Annotated in this window: 22 protein-coding genes; 8 read left to right on the forward strand and 14 right to left on the reverse strand. The window is 70.7% G+C overall.

Features of this window, described 5'->3' with window-relative positions:
• The first annotated feature begins 211 nt into the window (after positions 1-211).
• Positions 212-877: a hypothetical protein gene (locus ACGFU6_RS31965; protein WP_393616032.1), complete on the forward strand. Its 666-nt coding sequence runs from the start codon at positions 212-214 to the stop codon at positions 875-877.
• Positions 878-957: 80 nt separating this feature from the next.
• Positions 958-1,686: a HEAT repeat domain-containing protein gene (locus ACGFU6_RS31970; protein ID WP_393616034.1), complete on the forward strand. Its 729-nt coding sequence runs from the start codon at positions 958-960 to the stop codon at positions 1,684-1,686.
• Between the two features lie 61 nt (positions 1,687-1,747).
• On the opposite strand, the gene ACGFU6_RS31975 is transcribed toward ACGFU6_RS31970, so the two are convergent.
• Positions 1,748-2,101 carry a beta/gamma crystallin domain-containing protein gene (locus tag ACGFU6_RS31975; protein WP_123524347.1) on the reverse strand — a complete coding sequence of 118 codons (354 nt, stop codon included), beginning with the start codon at positions 2,099-2,101 and terminating at the stop codon, positions 1,748-1,750.
• A gap of 332 nt (positions 2,102-2,433) precedes the next feature.
• On the opposite strand from ACGFU6_RS31975, the gene ACGFU6_RS31980 reads away from it, so the two are divergent.
• Entirely contained in the window at positions 2,434-2,928 is a 495-nt protein-coding gene (locus ACGFU6_RS31980; RefSeq protein ID WP_393616035.1) for a hypothetical protein, read from the forward strand.
• 36 nt (positions 2,929-2,964) lie between these two features.
• Here ACGFU6_RS31980 and ACGFU6_RS31985 read toward each other — a convergent pair whose 3' ends face one another.
• Positions 2,965-3,492: a cupin domain-containing protein gene (locus ACGFU6_RS31985; protein WP_393616037.1), complete on the reverse strand. Its 528-nt coding sequence runs from the start codon at positions 3,490-3,492 to the stop codon at positions 2,965-2,967.
• A gap of 127 nt (positions 3,493-3,619) precedes the next feature.
• Positions 3,620-3,829, reverse strand: a complete 210-nt coding sequence (locus ACGFU6_RS31990; RefSeq protein ID WP_393616038.1) for a hypothetical protein — start codon at positions 3,827-3,829, stop codon at positions 3,620-3,622.
• Between the two features lie 510 nt (positions 3,830-4,339).
• Between ACGFU6_RS31990 and ACGFU6_RS31995 the strand changes: the two genes are divergently transcribed.
• Entirely contained in the window at positions 4,340-5,416 is a 1,077-nt protein-coding gene (locus ACGFU6_RS31995; protein ID WP_393616040.1) for a lytic polysaccharide monooxygenase, read from the forward strand.
• A 303-nt stretch (positions 5,417-5,719) separates the two neighbouring features.
• On the opposite strand, the gene ACGFU6_RS32000 is transcribed toward ACGFU6_RS31995, so the two are convergent.
• Both ACGFU6_RS32000 and ACGFU6_RS32005 read right to left on the reverse strand, forming a co-directional pair.
• Entirely contained in the window at positions 5,720-5,959 is a 240-nt protein-coding gene (locus tag ACGFU6_RS32000) for a DUF397 domain-containing protein (protein ID WP_393616042.1), read from the reverse strand.
• Positions 5,956-6,750, reverse strand: coding sequence for a Scr1 family TA system antitoxin-like transcriptional regulator (locus ACGFU6_RS32005; protein ID WP_393616140.1), 795 nt, complete (start codon positions 6,748-6,750; stop codon positions 5,956-5,958). The genes ACGFU6_RS32000 and ACGFU6_RS32005 overlap by 4 nt, the downstream gene beginning before the upstream one ends.
• Before the next feature lie 527 nt (positions 6,751-7,277).
• On the opposite strand from ACGFU6_RS32005, the gene ACGFU6_RS32010 reads away from it, so the two are divergent.
• The 3 genes from ACGFU6_RS32010 to ACGFU6_RS32020 all read left to right on the forward strand — a co-directional run bounded on the left by ACGFU6_RS32010 (position 7,278) and on the right by ACGFU6_RS32020 (position 10,338).
• Positions 7,278-8,291, forward strand: coding sequence for a MarR family transcriptional regulator (locus ACGFU6_RS32010; protein ID WP_393616043.1), 1,014 nt, complete (start codon positions 7,278-7,280; stop codon positions 8,289-8,291).
• Between the two features lie 153 nt (positions 8,292-8,444).
• A complete protein-coding gene (locus tag ACGFU6_RS32015; protein WP_393616045.1) occupies positions 8,445-9,734 on the forward strand; it encodes an ATP/GTP-binding protein in 1,290 nt (429 codons plus the stop codon).
• Positions 9,718-10,338, forward strand: a complete 621-nt coding sequence (locus ACGFU6_RS32020) for an RloB family protein (RefSeq protein ID WP_393616047.1) — start codon at positions 9,718-9,720, stop codon at positions 10,336-10,338. The genes ACGFU6_RS32015 and ACGFU6_RS32020 overlap by 17 nt, the downstream gene beginning before the upstream one ends.
• 13 nt (positions 10,339-10,351) lie before the next feature.
• Here the strand turns inward: ACGFU6_RS32020 and ACGFU6_RS32025 are convergent, their stop codons facing one another.
• From ACGFU6_RS32025 to ACGFU6_RS32065, 9 genes are all read right to left on the reverse strand, one after another.
• A complete protein-coding gene (locus tag ACGFU6_RS32025; RefSeq protein ID WP_393616049.1) occupies positions 10,352-10,900 on the reverse strand; it encodes a GNAT family N-acetyltransferase in 549 nt (182 codons plus the stop codon).
• A gap of 152 nt (positions 10,901-11,052) precedes the next feature.
• Complete coding sequence (locus ACGFU6_RS32030; protein WP_393616051.1) at positions 11,053-11,646, reverse strand: TetR/AcrR family transcriptional regulator; 594 nt, start codon at positions 11,644-11,646, stop codon at positions 11,053-11,055.
• Entirely contained in the window at positions 11,634-12,371 is a 738-nt protein-coding gene (locus tag ACGFU6_RS32035) for an enoyl-CoA hydratase family protein (protein WP_393616053.1), read from the reverse strand. Before ACGFU6_RS32035 ends, ACGFU6_RS32030 begins: the two co-directional genes overlap by 13 nt.
• A complete protein-coding gene (locus ACGFU6_RS32040; RefSeq protein WP_393616055.1) occupies positions 12,368-13,993 on the reverse strand; it encodes a 4-coumarate--CoA ligase family protein in 1,626 nt (541 codons plus the stop codon). The genes ACGFU6_RS32035 and ACGFU6_RS32040 overlap by 4 nt, the downstream gene beginning before the upstream one ends.
• 156 nt (positions 13,994-14,149) lie before the next feature.
• Positions 14,150-15,310 (reverse strand): acyl-CoA dehydrogenase family protein, encoded by a 1,161-nt coding sequence (locus tag ACGFU6_RS32045; protein ID WP_393616057.1) that lies wholly within the window; start codon positions 15,308-15,310, stop codon positions 14,150-14,152.
• Positions 15,307-17,310: an acetyl/propionyl/methylcrotonyl-CoA carboxylase subunit alpha gene (locus ACGFU6_RS32050; RefSeq protein ID WP_393616059.1), complete on the reverse strand. Its 2,004-nt coding sequence runs from the start codon at positions 17,308-17,310 to the stop codon at positions 15,307-15,309. The genes ACGFU6_RS32045 and ACGFU6_RS32050 overlap by 4 nt, the downstream gene beginning before the upstream one ends.
• An 11-nt stretch (positions 17,311-17,321) precedes the next feature.
• Positions 17,322-18,929 carry an acyl-CoA carboxylase subunit beta gene (locus ACGFU6_RS32055; protein WP_393616061.1) on the reverse strand — a complete coding sequence of 536 codons (1,608 nt, stop codon included), beginning with the start codon at positions 18,927-18,929 and terminating at the stop codon, positions 17,322-17,324.
• Entirely contained in the window at positions 18,926-20,629 is a 1,704-nt protein-coding gene (locus ACGFU6_RS32060; RefSeq protein ID WP_393616141.1) for an acyclic terpene utilization AtuA family protein, read from the reverse strand. Before ACGFU6_RS32060 ends, ACGFU6_RS32055 begins: the two co-directional genes overlap by 4 nt.
• 11 nt (positions 20,630-20,640) lie before the next feature.
• The gene (locus tag ACGFU6_RS32065; RefSeq protein ID WP_393616062.1) at positions 20,641-21,435 is read right to left on the reverse strand and encodes a TIGR03084 family metal-binding protein; all 795 of its coding nucleotides are present in this window, start codon (positions 21,433-21,435) and stop codon (positions 20,641-20,643) included.
• Between the two features lie 217 nt (positions 21,436-21,652).
• Between ACGFU6_RS32065 and ACGFU6_RS32070 the strand changes: the two genes are divergently transcribed.
• Positions 21,653-22,198 carry a hypothetical protein gene (locus ACGFU6_RS32070; RefSeq protein ID WP_393616064.1) on the forward strand — a complete coding sequence of 182 codons (546 nt, stop codon included), beginning with the start codon at positions 21,653-21,655 and terminating at the stop codon, positions 22,196-22,198.
• Positions 22,199-22,214 lie beyond the last annotated feature (16 nt).

Genomic DNA, 22,214 nt, shown 5'->3' on the forward strand with positions numbered 1-22,214 from the left:
GGGGGGCGGCGCGCGTGCCGCCCGCGTGCCCCCTGGGTGTCATTCAGTTCTAAATTCCCCCCCTCTTTGTCGCCCGCCCCGGGGGGGGGCGGCCCCCCCCCCCCGCCCCCCCGCCGCTCCGGCACGTCCGGCCGAGTGGCCGAGCGCTTTGTCCAGTTGTTGAACGCATCGGCTGCCCTGTCGGGCAGCTCTCACTGTCAGTTAGGTCAAAATGACACACAAGGGACGCATACTCCTCGCGGCTGCTCTCGCGACCATGGGGCTCGGGCTCACGGCCTGCAATGACAGCGACGACTCGGCATCGGCACAGGACTCGCCGTCGGCCTCCGCCCCGGCCTCGGCCGACCCGGCGGCGTCCGACTCGGCGGCGGCGGACCCGAGCAGCCCGTCCGCGGACACCGGCGACGACGGTGGCGCGCCGGCCGGAGGTGACGTCGCCGCACCGGGCACGAAGCTCAAGGTCGGCGAGAAGGCGGTTCTGCCGTTCGAGTACGGCGACAAGAAGGGCACCATCGCGGTGACCGTCACGGCGATCCAGAAGGGTGCCGAGGCAGACATGGCCGGATTCGGCGCGAAGGCGAAGGGCATGACGCCCTATTACATCCGGATGAAGGTGGAGAACGTCGGCGGCACCGACCTGTCGTACTCGTCGCTGAAGCTGCGCGGCGAGCTGGCGGACGGCGGTCCCACGGGCATCGTGCTGATCGGCGACCTCCCGGGCAAGTGCGACAACGACGGGGCGCCGCAGGACTTCAAGTCCAAGGGCGCGTCGTACGAGACCTGCTCGCTCAGCGCCACGAAGACGACGCCCATCGCGGCCGCCTCGTTCGACGAGGGCGACGCGTACAGCGACAGCCCGGTCCTCTGGACCAACTGAGCCTCCCCTCCCGTGCCTCCCGTGCCTCGCGCGCCGGGCGTCCCGTCCCCGACGGAACGCCCGGCCGGAAGGAACCTCGCGTGACCTCCCGCCTCGAAGACCTCGTCCGCCGGATGGACGGTGGCACGGAGGAGTCCATGGACGCGCGCGCCGAGCTGATCCACATCGGACGCCCCGCCATTCCGGTCGTCATCGACGGTCTGATGTCGCTCGGCCGGTTCGGCCGGCTGACGGCCATCGAGGTCTTCGAGGCGGTCAGGGACGTGCGCTGCGGACCCGCGTTGACCGGTCTGCTCGTCAGCGAGGAGAGCACCGAGCGGGAGTGGGCCGCCGTGGCCCTCGCGGACCTGGGCATCAGGGACGCGGTCGGGCCCCTGTGGGACGCGTACCGCGCCTGTGTGCGGCGGGCGACGCCGCCGGACCTCAGTGAGCCGGTCGCCTTCCGTGCGGCCCTCACCGGTCTCGGCGCCCGCCACCCGGTCCTGCCCGCGTCGATGGCAGGCTTGCGCACCGCGGCGCCGCCGGCTATCGGTCCCGCGTGGCCTGCCTTCCGCTGCGAGGCGATCGTGAACGCCCTCGCCGATCTGGAACAGGTCGTCCTGAACACCGTGTTCTGGTCGGTGGACGGCGACGCCACCCACCTGGTCCACGGCCCCCAGCTGGACTGGGACCTCGACTGGACGTCACCGTGGCCGGAGTTGGTGGAATCGGCCCGCGAGTGGGCACTGCTCGAAGCCTCCGAAACTCCCGCCGGCGAGAACATCGTGGTGACCGTCGAATGGATCGACCGCACCGACCTCCACCTGTGACCGCCGCTGCCCATTCGGGCGCCGGAGCGCGGGGCCCGAATGGACAGCGGCCACAGAGAGGTCAGAGGATTTCGATGTCCTTGACCTTCGGCGGGTTGTTCGGGAACGTGATGTCGGTCCACCGGTTGATGCGCACGGAATCGCCGTTGGCGTCGTAGTAGATGAGGTCGTTGTTGCCCGTCGAAATGCGGTCGACCCACCAGTTACCGAAGCCGGTCCGGCCCTTGTTGGCGTAGCAGTCCACGCTGGTGCGGCCGTCCAGGTGGGACCAGACCTTCAGGAAGTTCTCCCCGCCTCGGCACTCGACGTGGTCGATCGCGAAGGCGTTGCTCGTCGGCGTGACCATCGTGACCGCCGCGGTGGCCGCGATCGCCACGCCCACGGAACGGGCGATCCTCTTCGTCTTTGAAATCACAAGATCTCCTTCATTCGATATTCTGCATTCGGCATTCAGATTCGAACGGGAGAGCCATGCCGCCGCGAGCGAACAAAGAGACGTCGAAAACCCGTCCGCCCACTGCGAATTACTTCCACTCCCGCCCTCTTTCCTGCATGACGAAGATCGCTCAAGGTGCCTGCACATAGCAATCACCCGCGACTCCCAGGTCTGGAAATAGACCCTTTATGTCCAGATCAGGACGTGCGGGCGCTTTGCCGGAATTCGCCGTTGCGGGAGTTTCGACGCGCCCCTGACAATGCAGCCGGAGCACTGGGCTCATTGTCAGAGGGGTCATCTACGTTGCCCGCATGAAGCATTGGATACGTCGCCCGCTCCCGCATCACGAAGAGACCAATGTCGTCTTCTTCCGGGGAATGTCTCTGGACGCGCTCGTGCGGGGGCTCCTCGGCACCGAACGCATGCCGCTCGCGTACGGCACCGGCGGCGAGTGGGGGCTGGTCATGCACGACATGTTCAGCTGGGAGAGCGGTAACTACGACCTCGTCCGTTACGAGTCGTTGTGCCCGCCCGGCGCGGAGCTCGTCGTCCTGGTGACCGAGCCCTGCATCGCCAAGGCGCACGGCCCCGCGTTCGCGTACTACCGCGACGGGGACCTGATCACGCACTTCAGCTTCGAGAGCCCGTCCCAACCGGGGGGCGAGGAGCCCGGCCTGCTGACGCCCGCCCTGACCGCGGCGAGGCTGACCGGCCCGCACGCGGAGCTCGACGGAGATGATGACGAGGAGCGGATCATGGCCGCCGTCGCAGGCTTCTTCTCGCTCCCCGATCTCGACATGCCGTGAGGGACGCGGGGGTGTGAACGCTCCTGCCGCGTACGGCTATTCCGCCCGGCCGTTCCCGAAGTCGAAGTCCTCCACGAAGTAGCTGTCGTGCCGGATACGGAACTCCTTCAGCTCCTCCGGACCGCGCCCCGACATTTCCGCGACCTGCTCGAAGTACTCCTCACGCGGGGAGCCCGGGGAGAAGAGCATCAGCATGGACATGGGGTCGTCGGTCACGTTCTTGAAGGCGTGCAGACCGCCTACCGGCACGTACAGGAAGTCGCCCTCGCGGCCCGTGACCCACTTCTCTCCGTTGAAGAGCTCCAGTTCGCCGGAGAGGATGTAGAAGGACTCCGACATCGCCCGGTGGAAGTGCGTCTTCGCACCTGCCGAATTTGGCCCCAACACCCCTTTGTACAGACCGAATTCGCCGCCCGTCGATTCCTGCGTGGCGAGGTAGCTGGTCGACCCGCCCGGTGACGAGACCTCCGGCGGGGTGGCGGCCGGCCGGAAGGAGGCGTTCACTTCACCCCCGGTGCCGTGGTAGCGGGGCTCCGGGTAGCGCATGTTCTCGATGTACGACATCACGTACTCCTTCTCGGCGGGTTCACGATAAGGATGTCCGCCCACTCCGGGGTGCCGCATCGGGCCCGCGAACGATCCTCGCGGGTCCGGGGACCGAGGTCCGGCGACCTAGTCGGTTTCGTTTGGATCAACCGGTGTGGGTCGGATCGATGGTCATGGAAGGCGCCTTCGACTGGACGATGATCTCGCCCCAGTCGCCCAGGATCTTGTAGCTGTCCTCGTCGAGCTCGGTCAGGGCATCAATTGATCCGTGGTCGGCACTGCCGCTCGCGTCGATCGCAGCCTTGACGACGCCCTGGCCCGTCCAGTGCAGGGCACGTACGGATGAGAAGACCACTGTGGCCGGTCGAAAGCAGGCACGTTCCCCTGGTAGAGGGGCCCGGTATCTGGGGTGCCGTGGCAGAAGCAACAGATCGAGTGTGAGGATCAGGAGACCAGGGTGGACAGCGATGTCCAGTACGTAGCTGTCCTCCAGGCTGACGTTCTCGAACCTCGGGACGCTCGGGTGGTTGTCTTGCATTGTTTCCCCTAGGTGTTCTGTCCGGGGTGGTACCGCGTCCGACGAACACGCCTCCGCCTCCGCCGAGCAGACTGCTCGAAAGAGACCGGACAATGTCCGTCCGCCGGGGTTGCCAGAGGGTGGGGGCACTCCTACAGTCCCCTCCCAACACCTCATTTGGGAGCGCTCCCACAAAGTTGGCGGGAGCTCGCTCATTCCGTGCGCGCGTCCGGTTGCCACTTCGAAGGGGGCGTCATGCGACCGTCACCGCGCCGTACGGCGAAAGAGCGCTTGCCTCGCCAGCTGACCCCCCTCACAAGAAGGCACAGGAGAATCATGGTTCACAGCATGATCGGAAACAGAAGACGACTGGTTTCCTTAGTGGCCGTCCTGGCGACTCTACTGGGCGGCCTCGGCCTGGCCCTGGTCGGACAGGGCAAAGCGGAAGCGCACGGCGTGGCGATGATGCCCGGTTCGCGCACCTACCTCTGCTACGTGGACGGCCACACCAGCACGGGCGGCATGGACCCGTCGAACCCGGCGTGCCAGGCCGCGCTCGCCGAGAGTGGCGCCTCGGCGCTGTACAACTGGTTCGCGGTGCTCGACTCGAACGCGGGCGGTCGCGGCGAGGGCTATGTGCCGGACGGCACGCTGTGCAGCGCCGGTGACCGGTCCCCGTACAACTTCACCGGCTACAACGCCGCGCGGGACGACTGGCCGCGCACGCACCTCACCTCCGGCTCGACCATGACGGTCCGATACAGCAACTGGGCGGCCCACCCGGGGGACTTCAGGGTCTACTTGTCCAAGCCGGGCTACTCACCGACCACCGCGCTGGGCTGGGACGACCTGGATCTGATCCAGACGGTCACCAACCCGTCGCAGACGGGCTCCCCGGGCACGGACGGCGGTTCGTACAACTGGGACCTGAAGCTGCCTTCGGAGCGCTCGGGCAACGCACTGCTGTTCATCCAGTGGGTACGGTCGGACAGCCAGGAGAACTTCTTCTCCTGCTCCGACATCGCCTTCGACGGCGGCAACGGCGAAGTGACCGGGATCGGGGGGTCCGGCACCACTCCCACGCCGACCCCCACACCTACTCCGACGGACCCGCACACCGGGGACTGCATGGCGGTCTACACCGTGACCTCCGCCTGGAACGGTGGCTTCCAGGGCAGCGTGGAGGTCATGAACCACGGCACGACTCCGCTCAACGGCTGGGCCGCCGCGTGGAAACCGGGCGTCGGTACAGAGGTAAGCACTGTCTGGAACGGCGCGCTGAGCACCGCATCCGATGGCACGGTCACGGTCAGGAACCTCGATTACAACCGGACCGTCGCCCCCGACGACAGCACCAGCTTCGGCTTCACCGCCACCTCGACCGGAAACAACTTCCCGTCCGGCACGATCGGCTGCGTCGGCTGACAGTCGCCGTGGCACGGTGCCGACGCCCGCAGTGCGCCGGAGTCGCACCGTGCCACGGCAGGCCCGTCAGTCGGGCGAGGGCCACCGTGTGCGCCTGGCCGAGGGAGTCAGCGGCGGCGCAGGGGACGTCCGGCCGCACACCGGCGCCCTCCCGGTTCGTGCCGGACACGGGGTTGATGGCGCGGCCGGCTTCGAGGTGCGGGTGCACGGTCCAGCCCTGGCACGGGTGCGCGCCGCATGCCAGCAGGCCCTGCCGACCAGTAATACCCCGCCCGCCTAGGGCCGGCTTGGCCGTGCGGCGCCTCAGCTGCTGACGTGTGCGGTGAACGCGGACCAGGCGGTGGGCGGGAGGGCGAGGGCCGGGCCGTCGGGGTTCTTGGAGTCGCGGACGTGTACGGCGGCGGGGTGCGCGGCGACTTCGACGCAGGCATCGCCCTCGTCGCTGCTGTAGCTGGACTTCCGCCACTCGTAGGCGACTTCGAGGCACTGGCCGCCCTCGCTGCCGCTGTAGCTGGACTTGAACCACGTGCGTTCAGTGCTCATCGTTCTCCCAGCTCTCCCAGCAGACGGTCCAACAGGCCCAAACTGTCCTGTGGGCTGAGGGCCTGCGCTCGCAGCATCGCATATTTCTGGGACAGGATGCTGATCTCATCTGGGTCGGCGACCAGCAGGCTGCCGCGCTGTGTCTCGGAGTAGGCGACCTGTTGATAGTCCGGTGTTTCCAGCAGCGTGAACGGCCCGTCTAGCCCCGCGTGAGCGCGGTGGCTCAGGGGGAGGATCTGGAGGCTGACGCCCGGCAGCGTCGCGCACGTACGCAGGTGGCGGAGCTGCTCCGCATGCGCCTCGTCGTCCACGAGTTGGAGTCTCACGACCGGCTCCCAGATGACGAAGCTGATCGTCGGCGGCTCGCTGCGGTGCAGGATCTCCTGGCGTTCCAGCCGGGACGCGGTCTGGATCGCGATCTTCTCCTCGCTGAACACGGGCACGCGGTTGCGGAACACCGCCCGCGCGTAGGCCTCGGTCTGGAGCAGTCCGGGCAGGACCTGGTTGTCGTACCAGGACAGGGCCAGCGCCGTCCGTTCCAGGTCCATGTACCGCTCGGCCCAGGCGGGTACGAGGTCGACCTCCGGCATGTGTTCCACCGCCGTGGCCAGTGCGCCCTTCGTCTCCAGCAGCTCGTCGAGCCGGTTCGCCAGGTCCGGGAGGAGCGAGCGGCGGCCCTGCTCGATGGAGGCGATCGTCTCCACCTGCACCCCGGCTAAGTCGGCGAGTTGAGCTTGGGTCAGACCGGCCGCCACGCGGAACCGGCCGAGCAGCTTGCCTACGAGCTTCATGGCCGACGCGTTCTTGCGCTGCCGATTCCTGGGGTGCATACGGTCCCCACTCCCCACCCTTGTCCGTGGTTCACGCCTCGGCGCACTCGTACAAAAAATCTGTACGGGTGCCCTGTCGTCGGCCGGTCCGGCCGCGAGGCTCCTGGTCCGAAGCTCGCAGCTCGGGTCCCGAGCCTCGGGCTTCGGGAGGGGTGGTTCACTCGTTCGAGCGTACGCAGGGGTGGGTGCGGCCCGGGGCTCGGGGCTTGGGACCCGAGCTGCGAGCCACGAGCTCCGAGATTCGAGCGCCTTCTTTTAACCGGTAGGTAAAGAAGGGTGGTTGGGAAAACCTCCCCACCTCCCGGACCCACCTCCCGGACCCGCCTCCCTGGCCCGCGCCTGGCCTGTCGCGGGCTGCAAGTATGACTAATGGTGACGGCTTGCGACGGAGCGTGGTGACTGTCTACGGTGCGAGAAACTAAACGACCCCGACGCGGTGTAATCAGCACCGAGCCGGGGTCTGACCTCAAGATCGGGAAACACGATCCGTGGCTGTTCAGAACTTTAGTCCCGCCCTGCCCGCGTCAGCTGTGTCGCCCCCGTACCCGATGTCCCATCCCGGTTACGGCAAGCGCACCGTGCCGGACGAACTCCCGCCCCGCGCTGATGATTTCGCGCTGCTGCCGTTGCGGGAGCGCTATGTCGCCGGGTTCATCGAGCGGCTTCCCGAGGGCGCCACGATGAGTGTGAAGTGCCTCGCCAAGCAGATCCCGCTCTACGGGCAGCAGGCCGTCGGCTCGGCGCTGACCGCGCTGTCTGTGGCCGGGCACCTGCGGCGCGTGCGGTGTGCGGTCGGTGAGGGCGACCAGGTGCGGTGGGTGTTCAGGACCTACTGGTCACGGACCTCCCGGGGCGATGAGTGGTGGGCCGCGCACCTGGCCCCCGGGAGCGTGATCCAGGAGGACTGCGCACCCGTACCCGTGCTGGTGGCGAAGGTTGAGCCCGTGGAAGCTGCGGTGGCGGTGGCGGTGCCCACGCAGCGACCCCCCGAGCCGGAACGGCCCGCACCCGCACGCGTGCCCGTAACCACGTCCCCGTCGTCCCCCTCGCCCGCGTACCTCGCGCTCGCCGGGCTCGGGCGGGTCGACGCACGCCTGGCGCTCTCCGCCGCCGACTGCACAGCCCTGGAAGCCCTGGCCCAGCGGTGGTTCGCACGCGGCGTGGACGCCGACTACCTCACCCGTGCCCTCACCGCCGGACTGCCCGCCCACGTCGACTCACCCCTCGGCCTGATCCGCCACCGCCTCACCACCAAGATCCCGCCCGCACTCCCCACCACCCCCACACCACCACCCGCCAAAACCCCCACCCGCCGCGCGATGATGGAGTGCACCCAATGCGGCACCCCCGGCCGCCCCGAAGCACTCCCCGACGGACTCTGCCACCCCTGCCGCGAACCCGCGACAGCCATGGGCACCCCCGCTACCCCGACGAGCCAGCCCGCCGAACGCGACGTCACCACCCTCGTCGCCGGACTCCGCGACCTCCTCAAAACCCCCTGAGACGAATTCCGCCTCTCGGGCCCGGCACTGAGCCACGCAGACTGAGCCTGTAGGACCAATGCTGTGCGAAATTCCTTGATTGAGGTTGCCAGACCCCTCACTGCGCGTTTCACTTGCGCACATACGCGGAAAATCACACAGGGGAGGGCTCGCATGTTGCTGAACTTCAGGGTGTCGAACCATCGCTCCGTCCGCGAGGAACAAGAACTCCAGCTTCACCCCGCCTACGATGCCGACCGTCCTGCGGGTACGGCCTGGGCCGCAGTCCCCGTGGCGGGCCTCTTCGGTGCCAACGCCGCAGGCAAGTCGAACCTCGTGGGCGCGCTGGGATACATGGCCGAGATGGTCCTGAACTCGCATCGCGATGCGGAGCCGGGCGACGGTGTCTCCCGCAGCGTGTTCCGCCTGGACGCCGCGGCTGCCGACGAGCCGTCCTGGTACGTGGTGGACCTCCTGCTGCACGGAGTGCGCTACACCTACGGCTTCAGCGTCGACGACGAGCGAGTCCTCGACGAATGGCTCTACAGCTATCCGCACGGGAAGAAGCGCAAGATCTTCGAGCGCTCCGAGGGAGAGGTGGATCCGGGCGACTCACAGGCCAGACGCGAACTGGAACTGGTCGAGAACATCACTGAGCCGAATGTGCTGTTCCTGACGATGGCCGCACGCTCCAAGCAGAAGGACTTCCGCCCCGTCTACGACTGGTTCGCGACGGGCCTGGAGTTCAGCCGGAGCCGGTTCCGCTCCGGGCTTGGATTCGCCCCGGAGGCGCCAGGACCCGCGTGGGACACCCCCGGCCTCTTGGCTCTCTTGCGCTCGGCGGACTTGGGGATCGAGGAGTACGGCACCGAACGGCAGGTGCTGGACGAGGACGGCCTGCGTCGGCTGTACCGCGGACGAGTACCCCGGCGTGAGCTCGCCAGACTGGCGGCAAACGGGCCGAGGGAGTCGGTGCGACCGTGGATCGGCCACCGTGGGCGGGCCGGCGTGGTCCGCATGGACCTCCACGAGGAGTCCGCGGGCACCAAAGCGCTGCTGGAGCACGCCCCACGATTCCTGTCCGTACTGAGCCGAGGTGGCACGTTCATCGTCGACGAGATCGACTCCAGCCTTCACCCGCTGCTCACCACCCAGCTCATCAAGTTGTTCCAGGGACCGGAGACCAACCCGCGCGGCGCGCAACTCGTCTTCACCTCCCACGACGCCAGCCTGCTCGGCCGCGTCGACGGCGAGGACATCCTCAAGCGGGATCAGGTCTGGTTCGTGGAGAAGGACCAGTACGGGGAAACACGGCTGTTCGCCCTGTCCGAGTTCAAACCACGTTCCGGCGAGAACCACGAACGGCGATACCTGGGGGGCAGCTACGGCGGAGTGCCGTTCATCGACGAGAGCCTTGCCAAAGCTCTGGCAACACGGGGGGAACAGCATGGCTCGGCAACCTAAGCCGGACGGGCGCAAGCGCCCCTTACGCGAGTCCCGGCTCGGCAGGAGGACCGAGCTTCGCACTCCCCGCCTGCGATTACTGGTCGTCTGCGGCGCCGAGGTGACAGAACACACCTACATCCAGGGCCTCAAGAACGCCGCCCGGAACCCAGCGGTCTCGGTCAAGATCGTCAAGCACCCCAAGGCGCCCTCCCAAGTCGTAGAGCACGCGGCGAAACTGCTTGAGGCGGCCGATGGCGCCTATGACGAGGCATGGTGTGTTCTGGACGTCGACGAGTTCACCGACCTCGATCAGGCCCTGCGCGACGCCGACCGCCACCACGTCGGTATCGCTCTGTCGAACCCGTGCTTCGAAGTGTGGCTGCTGCTGCACTTCACCGATCACCGCAAACACGCCCCCTCTTACGACGGGCTCGTTCCGATTCTGAACAAGCACACGCCGGGCGGATACTCCAAGACGGACCTTGACTTCCGTCATTACCAGGACGGCTGGCGCGAGGCGGTCCGCCGGGCGAGGCAACTGGCTCCGGAGGGCAAGGAGCGGGAGGCCAACCCCTCGACGGGCATGTGGAAACTCGCGCTCGCCATCGGCGGGCCGCAGTAGGGCGGCGCCCCCCTCAGAGCCCAGGCCGGCTCAGCCCCCACGTCTGCAGGACGTACGGGCGCCCCTTCTCCTCGCCCTCGATCAGGGGGATGTCCAGCAGGCTGAAGCCCGCCCGGGTGGCGACCCCGACGCTCGCGGCGTTGTCGGCCTCCAGCTCCAGGATCACCTGGTCCGCGCCCAGCTCCTCGAAGGCGTACCCCGCCATCAGCCGTACCGCCCGTGCGGCCAGGCCGTGGCCCCGGTGGGCGGGGCCGACGGCGTAACCCAGCTCCGTGCCCTCCGGGGCGCGGCGCAGCATCACCTCGCCGAGCGGGGCGCCGCCGTCCACGGTGATCGCGAGCAGGATGGTCGAGCCCTCCTCCCGCAGCTGCCGGGCCTTGTCCAGGCGGGCCTGGGCGGCCTTCTCGTCGAAGGGCGAGACGATCGGGGTCCAGTGCGCGACGTCGGCGTGGTCGAACAGATCCGGCATCGCGGTCAGGTCGGCCTCCGTCCAGTCGCGCAGGACGAGGCCCTCCCCCGTCAGCTCGATCCGGGCGGGGAAGGGTGACGTGTCGCTGGTCATGGTGCGGGGCCTCCCTGGCCTGTCGGGACGGAGCAGGATATCCGGGCCCGGCGCTCCCCGGTGGGAGGCCGTTTCCCTCAACGACGAAACCGGTGGGCGGACTTGTGACATCGCCCCGGCATCGCCGCCGGACGGGCGGTGCCGCACCCCGGTCAGCCCAGCGCGTCCTCGATCATCGCCGCCCACTGCTCCACCACCCGGCGGCGGCGGGCCGTGTCGTCGGTGAGGACGTTGGCCAGGCCCAGGCCGCGTGCCATGTCCAGGAGCCCCTGGACCGTTTCGCGTACGCCGGGGCGGTTCTCGTCGGCGTACAGGAGGCCGACGGCGATGCGGTGGGTCTCGCGGCCCACGCGGGCTTCGAGTTCGGTGACGCGGGGCCGGAGCTGCTCCTCGTTGGAGGCGGCGACCCAGAGCTGGAGGGCGGCGCGGAAGAGCGGCCCGGTGTAGAGGTCGACCAGGGCGGCGACGACCGCCGCGCGGTCCTGGTCGGGCAGGGCCCGCAGGGCGGCGGAGCGTTCCTCCGCGACGTACTCGACGGCGGCGGTGAACAGGTCCTCGCGGGTGGGGAAGTGGTGCTGGGCCGCACCCCGCGAGACCCCGGCGCGTTCCGCGACGACGGAGACGGTGGAGCCCGCCCAGCCGTGTTCGGCCAGGCAGGACACCGCGGCTTCCAGGAGCCGCTTGCGGGTGGCCCGGCTGCGGTCCTGCTTGGGGCCGGGGCTTCTGCCCTGTGTCACCACACCCATGCGGGATCCCGTCGTTCGAGGAAGGCCGTCATCCCCTCGCGGGCTTCCTCGGAGGCGAAGAGGGCCGCCGATCGGGCGATGACGTCGTCCGCGTGCTGGTCGAAAGTCTCCAGCACACTAGCCGCGACCAGCTCCTTCGATGCCCGCAGCCCCTGTGGGGAGGCCCGGCGCAGTCCGTCGAGGACGGGGGCGAGGGCCTCGTCCACGTCGCCGTCGGCGGCCAGCGTGATGAGGGAGATCCGGGCGGCCTCGGCGGCGTCGAAGCGTTCGCCGGTGAGGTAGTAACGGGCGGCGGCGCGCGGGTCGGTGCGGGGCAGCAGCGGGAGGGAGATGACGGCGGGGGCGAGGCCCAGGCGGGACTCGGTGAGGGCGAAGGTGGCGCCCGGCCCGGCCACCGAGATGTCGCAGGAGCCGAGCAGCCCGAGGCCGCCGGCCCGGACGTGGCCGGTGACCCGGGCCACCACCGGTTTGGGCAGGGTGACGATCTGCCGCATCAGCGCGACGAAGGCCGCCGGATCGGCGGGGGCGGTCAGGTCGGCGCCCGCGCAGAAGGTGTTGCCGGTGTGGGTGAGGACGACGGCCCGGACGGTGTCGTCGGCCGCGCACGCGGCGAGGGCGGCCGAGAGCTCGCCGACCAGCCGCGCGGAGAGCGCGTTGCGGTTGGCCGGCGAGTCCAGGGTGAGGGTGGTGATGCCGCGCTCGTGCGTGGGGGCGGCCAGCGTCATGGGGTCTTCTCCGGGGTGTCGGGGGCGGTGCGGGTCTTCTCGCGGTCGCGCAGTTCGCGGCGCAGGATCTTGCCGGAGACGGCGCGCGGTACGACGTCGATGAACTCGACCCGCCGGACCTTCTTGTACGGGGCGACGCGCTCGGTGACGTAGGCCATGACGTCGTCCGCCGTGAGGTCGACGGGGGCGACGGTCCCCCGGCGGACCAGGAATGCCTTGGGGACCTCGTTGCCGTCGGCGTCGTACACGCCGATCACGGCGGCGTCGGCTATGGACGGGTGGCCGAGCAGCAGTGCCTCCAGTTCGGCGGGGGCGACCTGGTAGCCCTTGTACTTGATGAGTTCCTTGACCCGGTCGACGACGAACAGCCAGCCGTCCTCGTCCACCCGCCCGATGTCCCCGGTGTGCACCCAGCCGTCGGAGTCGATCATCGCGGCGGTGGCGTCGGGGCGGCCGAGGTAGCCCTTCATCACCTGCGGGCCGCGGATCAGGATCTCGCCGTCGGTGTTGGTTCCGGCGTCCTCGCCGGGGGCGTCGAGGGCGACGATGCGCATCTCGGTGTTGGGCAGCAGCGTGCCGACGGCCCCGGGCGGCGGGTTCTCGGCGGCCAGCGGGACGACGTGGGTGCCGGGCGACAGCTCCGTCATCCCGTACGCCTGGCGCACGGGCGGCAGGCCGAGGCGGCGCGAGCAGGCGGCGGCGAGTCCGGCGTCGAGCGGGGCGGCGGAGCTGACGATGTACTCCAGCGAGGACAGGTCGTACCGGTCGACGACCGGGTGCTTCGCGAGGGCCAGCACGATCGGCTGGGCCACGTACAGGCCGGTGATGCGGTGCGTCTCGATCGCGGTGAGGAACTGGGCGAGGTCGAAGCGCGGCAGGACGACGACGGTGGCGCCGGTCCGCAGCGGTGCGTTCATCAGGGCGGTGAGCCCGTAGATGTGGAAGAAGGGCAGCACGGCCAGGATGCGGGCGTCGGTGCCCATGGGGACGAAGGGGCGCAGCTGCTCCAGGTTGGTGGCCATGGAGCGGTGGGTGAGCATGACGCCCTTGGGGATGCCCGTGGTGCCGGAGGAGTACGGCAGGGCCGCGATGTCCTCGGCCGGGTCGATGGTGATCATCGGTTCGGGGGCGGTGGTGGCGAGCATGTCGAGGACCGAGGTGTGGCCTTCGGCCTGGTCGCAGACGAAGATCTCCTGGATGCCGCCGACGAGTTCGGCCGCGCGTCGGGCGGTGTTCAGGAGCGGGGACACGGTGACGATCCAGCGCGCGGAGGAGTCGCGGAGCTGGCCCGCGAACTCCTCGGCCGTGGCGAGCGGGTGCGCGGTGGTGACGGTTGCTCCGGCCCGGGTGGCGCCGAAGAAGACGGCCGGGTAGGCGATGGTGTTCGGGCTGTGCAGGGCGAGCACGTCGCCCTTGACGAGTCCGGCGTCGGCCAGCCCTGCGGCGATCTTCCGGTGGAAGGAGTCGAGCTGCCGGTAGGTGAGCCGGCTGTTCCCGTCCGTGCCGTCGATCAGGGCGACCCTGTCTCCGAACTCCGCGGCGGCCTGGCCCAGCACCGCGTCGTGGATGGCCGTGTCGAGTGGCAGGACGTCGGGGTAGTCGCTCCGGAACACGTGCGCCATGACGGGGAGTCCCTTCGATGCGGAATGGCGGGGCGGCAGCGGCGGGAGCCGGGCCGCCGCCCCGTACGACGCGTGGCGAGATGGCGTGCGGCGCCGGGCCGGGCCCCGGTGGGTGCGGTGGGTCCCGTACGGCGTGGAGGGACAGAATGGCGGCTGTCAGTACGACTTGGGGAGACCCAGGGACTGATGGGATACGTAGTTCAGGATCATTTCCCGGCTGACCGGTGCGATCCGGGCCACCCGGGACGCGGTGATCAGGGAGCCGAGGCCGTACTCGCGGGTGAGTCCGTTGCCGCCGAGGGTGTGCACGGCCTGGTCGACCGCCTTCACGCAGGCCTCGCCCGCCGCGTACTTGGCCATGTTGGCGGCCTCGCCCGCGCCGATGTCGTCGCCGTCGTCGTAGAGCCGGGCGGCCTTCTGCATCATCAGGCGGGCCAGTTCGAGTTCGATGTGGGCCTGGGCGAGGGGGTGCGCGATGGCCTGGTGGGCGCCGATGGGCTCCTTCCACACCTGCCGGGTCTTCGCGTACTCGACGGCGCGGCCGAGCGCGTAGCGGCCCATGCCGATGCCGAAGGCGGCGGTCATGATGCGTTCGGGGTTGAGCCCGGCGAAGAGCTGGAGGAGGCCCGCGTCCTCGTCCCCGACCAGCGCCTCGGCGGGCAGCCGCACGTCGTCGAGCACGAGCTCGAACTGCTTCTCCGGCGCCTGGAGTTCCATGTCGATCTGCGAGCGCTGGAAGCCGGGGGCCTCGCGCGGGACGATGAAGAGGCAGGGCTTGAGCTTGCCGGACCTGGCGTCCTCGGTGCGGCCGACGATGAGTGTGGCGTCGGCTATGTCGACGCCGGAGACGAAGACCTTGCGGCCGGTGAGCACCCACTCCTCGCCGTCGCGGCGGGCGGTGGTGGTGATCCGGTGCGAGTTGGACCCGGCGTCCGGCTCGGTGATGCCGAAGGCCATGGTGAGGCTGCCGTCCGCGAGGCCGGGCAGCCACTGGCGCTTCTGCGCCTCGGTGCCGAAGCGGGCGATGACGGTGCCGCAGATGGCGGGCGAGACGACCATCATCAGGAGCGGCGATCCGGCGGCCCCCAACTCTTCCAGAACGATGGAGAGTTCGGCCATTCCGCTGCCTCCGCCGCCGTGCTCCTCGGGAAGGTTCACGCCGAGGTAGCCGAGCTTGGCGGCCTCCGCCCACAGCTCGCGGGGGTGGGCGCCGTCGCGGACGACGGAGGTCATGTAGTCGCGCCCGTACCGCTTGCCCAGGGCGGCGACGGCTGCGCGCAGGGCCTGGTGCTCTTCGGTTTCGAGGACGGTGCTCATGCGGTCTCCTCAGCAGGTGTGGATGCGGCTTCCGTGACGACTGCGTGGTCCGGCTGCTCGGTGACGACGGCGAGCAGCGCGCCGACCTCCACCTGGAGGCCGGTGGTGGCGTGCAGGGCGGTGAGGGTGCCGGTGGCGGGGGCGAGGATGCGGTGCTCCATCTTCATCGCCTCCAGCCAGATCAGCGGCTGCCCGGCCTCGACGGCGGCTCCGGCGGCCAGCCCCTCGGCCAGGCGGACGACGGTGCCGGGCATCGGGGCGAGCAGGGAGCCGGGCTCGGTCCGCTCGGCGGGGTCGGTGAAGCGGGGCAGGGCGGTGAAGGCGTACAGGCCGGTGGCGGTGTCCACGTACCGCCGGTCGCCGTGGCCCCGGACCTCGAAGTGCCGGGTGACGCCCCCGGATTCGAGGCTGACGCGGGCCCGCCCGGCGGAGACGACGCGGATGCCGTCCGTACCGACGTCCAGGCCGTCGCGGGTGGGGCGGTAGGCGATCTCGTACTCGGCGCCGTCCGGTTCGCCGCGGTAGCGCCGGAGCTGGGGCTGCGAGGGGAGGTTGCGCCAGGCGCCGAAGCGGGCGGGGCCGGCCGCGGCCCCGCCGCCGGTGCCCGGCGCGGTGTCGCGGGAGGCCTCGGCGACGGCGGCGGCGGTCGCGGCCAGTCGCACCGCCGCCTCGTCGGGTGCGGGGGTCAGGGCCGCCAGGTGGCGTTCGTAGAAGCCGGTGTCGAGGCGGGCCGCCGCGAAGTCCGGGTGGCGCAGGGAGCGCACGAGGAGGTCGCGGTTGGTGACCGGGCCGTGCACGCGGGCGCGCTCCAGGGCGCGGGCCAGCAGGCGCACGGCTTCGGCGCGGGTGGGGGCGTGGGCGATGACCTTGGCGATCATCGGGTCGTAGTGCACGCCGATGGTGTCGCCGCCGGCGTACCCGGTGTCCAGGCGCACACCGCTCTCGTCCGGCACCTCGAACGAGAGCAGTGCTCCGGTCTGTGGCTGCCAGTCGCGGGCCGGGTCCTCGGCGTAGAGCCGGGCCTCGACGGCGTGCCCGGCGGGCTGCGGGGGCTCGGCGGCGGGCAGCGGTTCGCCCTCGGCGGTGCGCAGCTGGAGGGCGACCAGGTCGAGGCCGAACACGGCCTCGGTGACGGGGTGTTCGACCTGGAGCCGGGTGTTCATCTCCAGGAAGCAGGGCCGCCCGTCCTCGGTGACCAGGAATTCGACGGTGCCCGCACCCCGGTAGCCGACGGCCCGTGCGGCGGCCACGGCGGCGGCGTGCAGCCGTTCGCGCAGCCCGTCGTCCAGACCGGGTGCGGGGGCCTCCTCGATGACCTTCTGGTGGCGGCGCTGGAGGGAGCAGTCGCGGGTGCCGAGCGCCCAGACGCCGTCGTGCGCGTCGGCCATGATCTGGACCTCGACGTGCCGGCCGCGCTCCACGTACGGCTCGGCGAAGACCTCCCCGTCCCCGAACGCGGACAGCGCCTCGGCGGCAGCGGCCGTCAACTCGCCTGGCAGGTCGACCAGTTCACGTACGATCCGCATGCCCCGGCCGCCGCCGCCGGAGGCCGCCTTGAGCAGCAGCGGCAGGTCCTCGGCGCGGGCCGCGGCCGGGTCGACGGGGGCGAGGAGCGGCACCCCTGCGGCGGCCATCAGCTCCTTGGCCCGGGTCTTGGACGCCATCAGCTCGATGGCCTTGACCGGCGGGCCCACCCAGAGCAGCCCGGCGTCCTGGACGGCGGCGGCGAAGCCGGCGTTCTCGGAGAGGAAGCCGTACCCGGGGTGGACGGCGTCCGCGCCCGCCGCGAGGGCGGCGGCCACGACGAGGTCGCCGCGCAGATACGTGTCGCAGGGGGCGGCCCCCGGCAGCCGTACGGCGGTGTCGGCCTCCCGTACGTGCAGGGCGTCGGCGTCCGCGTCGGAGTACACGGCGACGGTGGCGATGCCGAGGGCCCGGCAGGTACGGAAGATCCGGCAGGCAATCTCGCCCCGGTTGGCGACGAGCAGGGTGGTGATCATGGTGTGGGCCCTCACATCCGGAAGATGCCGAAGCCGCCGCGGGCGCCCTCGACCGGTGCGGTGTGGATCGCGGACAGGCACATCCCGAGGACGGTCCTGGTGTCGCGCGGGTCGATGACCCCGTCGTCGTACAGCCGCCCGGACAGGAACATCGGCAGGGACTCGGACTCGATCTGCTGCTCGACCATGGCGCGCAGTCCGGCGTCCGCCTCGTCGTCGTACGGGCGTCCCTTCGCGGCGGCCGACGCGCGGGCGACGATCGACAGCACCCCGGCCAGCTGCTGCGGGCCCATGACGGCGGACTTGCTGCTCGGCCAGGCGAACAGGAAGCGCGGGTCGTAGGCCCTGCCGCACATGCCGTAGTGCCCGGCGCCGTAGGAGGCGCCCATCAGGACGGACAGGTGCGGGACCTTCGAGTTGGACACCGCGTTGATCATCATCGCGCCGTGCTTGATGATGCCGCCCTGCTCGTACTCCTTGCCGACCATGTAGCCGGTGGTGTTGTGCAGGAAGAGGAGCGGGATGTCGCGCTGGTTGGCGAGCTGGATGAACTGGGCGGCCTTCTGCGACTCCTCGCTGAACAGCACGCCCTGCGCGTTGGCGAGGATGCCGACGGGGTAGCCGTGCAGCCGGGCCCACCCGGTGACGAGGCTGGTCCCGTAGAGCGGTTTGAACGCGTCGAAGTCCGAGCCGTCGACCAGCCGGGCGATGACCTCGCGCGGGTCGAAGGGCACCTTCAGGTCGCCGGGGACGATGCCGATCAGCTCGTCCTCGTCGTACTTCGGCGGCTCGGCGGGCCCCGGATCGGCGTGCGCCTTGCGCCAGTTGAGACGGGCGACGATCCGCCGGGCCTGCCGCAGCGCGTCCTGCTCGTCGGCGGCGAAGTGGTCGGCGAGGCCGGAGGTGCGGGCGTGCATCTCGGCGCCGCCGAGCGATTCGTCGTCGCTCTCCTCGCCGGTGGCCATCTTCACCAGGGGCGGGCCGCCGAGGAAGACCTTGGACCGCTCCTTGATCATGACGGTGTGGTCGGACATGCCGGGCACGTACGCCCCGCCGGCCGTGGAGTTGCCGAAGACGACGGCCACGGTCGGGATGCCGGCGGCGGAGAGCCGGGTGAGATCGCGGAAGAGCGCCCCGCCCGGGATGAAGATCTCCTTCTGCGAGGGGAGATCGGCCCCGCCGGACTCCACCAGGCTGATGACGGGCAGCCGGTTGGCGAAGGCGATCTCGTTGGCGCGCAGGGCCTTCTTCAGCGTCCAGGGGTTGGAGGCCCCGCCGCGTACGGTCGGGTCGTTGGCGGTGATCAGGCACTCCACGCCCTCGACGACCCCGATCCCGGTGACGAGCGAGGCTCCGACCGTGTACCCGGCGGCCTCGCTGCCCCAGGCGGCCAGCGGTGACAGCTCCAGGAACGGGGTGTCCTGGTCGACGAGGAGCTCGATGCGCTCGCGGGCCAGCAGCTTGCCGCGCGAGCGGTGCCGCTCGACGTACTTCTCGCCGCCGCCCTCGAGCGCCTTGGCGTGCGCGGCGTCGAGGTCGGCGAGCTTGTCGAGCATGGCCGCGCGGTTCGCGGCGTATTCGGGGCTCGCGGTGTCGAGCCCGGTGGGCAGGACGGTCATGCGTGCACCTCCGGCGGGAGCAGGGCCACGGGTATCTCCAGGTGGCGTGAGCGGAGCCACTCCCCCAGGGCCTTGGCCTGCGGGTCGAAGCGGTGCTGGGCGGCGACGCCCTCGCCGAGCAGCCCGTGGACGGTGAAGTTCAGGGCGCGCAGGTGGGGCAGGACATGGCGTACGACGGTGAGCGGCGCGGTCTCCGGAAGGAGGTCCCGGAAGCGCTCGACGGTGAGCTCGTGGGCCAGCCAGCGCCACGCCGCCTCGCTCCGCACCCACACCCCGACGTTCGCGTCCCCGCCCTTGTCGCCGCTGCGGGCCCCCGCGACGAGCCCGAGCGGGGCGGTACGGGTGGGCTGCCCGGCCGCCAACGGCGCGGGCAGCGGCGGCTGTTCGAGCTCCTCGAGCTCCCGGGTCCGGGCGGCCGGCTCCTGCGCCTCGCGCCGCCCGTCCGGCAGCACGGCGAGGTGCGTGACGTCCTTGGCCGGTACGTACCGGGCCTCGAACACCCCGTAGGGCGCACCCTTTCCGGGCGGCGCCGTGACGTGGAAGCCCGGGTAGCTGCCGAGGGCGAGCTCGATCGCGGCGCCGGAGAGGGCCCGTCCGACGGCATCGGGGTCCTGGTCGCGGACGACGAGCCGGAGCAGGGCGCTCGCGGTCTCCTCGGTGCCGGCGTCGGCCCGGTCGGTACGGGCCAGCTCCCACCGCACCTCGTCCGGCTGCCGCCCGGCGCGTGCGAACGCGTCGGCGATCTGGTCCCTGACGAGCTGGGCCTTGGCCTCGATATCGAGGCCGGTGAGGACGAAGACGACCTCGCCCCGCCAGCCGCCGAGCCGGGTGAGCCCGGCCTTGAGGGTGGGCGGCGGGGCCTCGCCCCGCACCCCGGAAATCCTGACCCGGTCGGGTCCTTCGGCGGTCAGCCGTACGGTGTCGAGCCGGGCGGTGACGTCGGGTCCCGCGTACCGGGCGCCGCCGGTCTCGTACAGCAGCTGGGCGGTGACCGTGCCGAGGTCGACGACGCCGCCGGTGCCGTCGTGCTTGGTGATGACGGAGGTGCCGTCGGCGTGTATCTCGGCGACGGGGAAACCGGGGCGCCGCAGGTCGTGACCCTGGAAGAAGGGGTAGTTCCCGCCGGTGGCCTGGGTGCCGCACTCCAGTACGTGCCCGGCGACGACGGCTCCGGCGAGCGCGTCGTGGTCCTCGGGCCCCCAGCCGAAGTGGGCGGTCGCGGGGCCGGTGACGAGGGCGGCGTCGGTGACCCGCCCGGTGACGACGACATCGGCACCGGCCCGCAGACAGGCGGCGATGCCCGCTCCGCCGAGGTAGGCGTTGGCGGTGAGATACCCCTCGGGCACGGGCAGGCTGTCACCCTCGACGTGCGCGACGCGCACGGGCACGCCCACCTTTACCGCCAACTCCCTTATCGCATCGGCCAGTCCGGCGGGGTTGAGGCCGCCCGCGTTGGTGACGATGCGCACCCCGCGCTCCCCGGCCAGCCCGAGCCCCTCCTCCAGTTGCCGCAGGAAGGTGGTGGCGTAGCCGCGCGAGGGGTCCTTGAGGCGGCTGCGGCCGAGGATGAGCATGGTCAGCTCGGCCAGGTAGTCCCCGGTGAGGACGTCGAGGGGGCCGCCGGTGAGCATCTCGCGCACGGCGTCGAAGCGGTCGCCGTAGAACCCGGAGGCGTTGCCGATCCGCAGCGGCGCGGTCACCGGCGGCTCGGTCACCGGGCCGCCTTCGGGTCGCGCCCGGGACCGGCGGGCCCGGCGAAGGCCTGCGCGATGCCCAGCCACACCTCGGCGTCGGGGCCCTCGGCGCGTACGGCGAGGTCGTCGCGGTGGGCGCGCTGGGTGACGAGCAGGCAGAAGTCATGCAGCGGGCCGGTGACCCGCTGGGCCGCGCCCTCGGGCCCGTACGTGATCAACTCGCCCCCCGGTCCATCCAGTTCCACCCGGAACTCCTCACCCGGCGCCTTGATCCCGCGCACGAGGAAGGCGTAGTCCCGCGCCCGCACCCCGATCCGCGCGACGTGCCGCAGCCGGGCGGTGGGCGTGCGGGTGACACCGACCGCGTCGGCCACGTCCTGGCCGTGCGCCCAGGTCTCCATCAGCCGCCCGGTCGCCATCGAGGCGACACTCATGGGCGGCCCGTACCAGGGGAACCGCGTCCCGGCGGGGGCCGCCCGAAGGGCCTCCTGGAGCCGTTCGCGCCCGGTGCGCCAGTGGGTGAGCAGGACATCGGGGGCGTACGCCGCCACGACCTCACCGGCCGCGTCGTCGACGAAGCCCTCGGGGTCCCGCATCGCCCTCGCGACCTCGTCGCCGAAGCTCGCGGGGTCGGTGGCGGAGAGCAGCGCCACCTCGTCGGTCCAGCTCAGATGGGCCACCTGGTGGGCGACGCTCCACCCTGCGGCGGGGGTTGCCCCTGCCCACTGCGGGGCGCTCAACCCGGCTACCAGCAGGTCGAGTTCCTCGCTCTCGCTGCGCAGATCGTCGAGCACGTCTGAGGCATCGGACACGGTGCACTCCCTCGGGGCGTGGCGGTGTGCCCCGGAGCCTGCCAGCGGGACCCAAAACAATCAAGCATGCTTGCATTATTTTTGCCAGAGGCCTCGGAACGGGGGCCCGGCACCCGGTGATCGCCTGGTCGTCTCCCCGTCCCGGCCACCGATCTCCACCTGTCGTTCCACCCATGGGTCCAGGTGCGAGAGGCCCGGCGACAGCAGTCTTGAGGGCATGACAACCACCGACTGGATCACCGACATCGCCCTCGTACTGGTCGTCTTCCGGCAGCTGCGGGAAGGCCGGCTGGACCTGAAGACCTTCCTGATCCCGCTGGGGATCGTCGCCTACGTGGCGCACTCGTACCTCCACAGCGTGCCCACCGGGGGCAACGACCTGGTGCTGATCGGCGTGCTGGTGGCCATCGGCGCGGCCCTCGGCATCGCGGGCGGCATCTACACCCGCATCCGGGCCGCCGGTGAACACCTGCTGATCAAGGCCGGCGTGGCCTCCGCGATCCTGTGGGTGCTCGGCATGGGCGCCCGCATGGGCTTCCAGATCTGGGTCTCGCACGGCGGCGGCGCCGACGACGTGGCGCGGTTCAGCATCGCCCACCACATCACCACGGATCAGGCCTGGGTCGCCGCCTTCGTCCTGATGGCGCTCACCGAGGTCGTCACCCGGCTCGCGACGATCTACATCCGGAGCCGGCTGGTCGCGCGGCCCGAGGACCGCGCTGCGGCGACGCGGCCCGCGCCGGCTCTCGACCGTACGGCCTGACCGTGAGTTATGGTCA

Source organism: Streptomyces sp. NPDC048462, assembly GCF_043200175.1.
GTDB lineage: Bacteria > Actinomycetota > Actinomycetes > Streptomycetales > Streptomycetaceae > Streptomyces.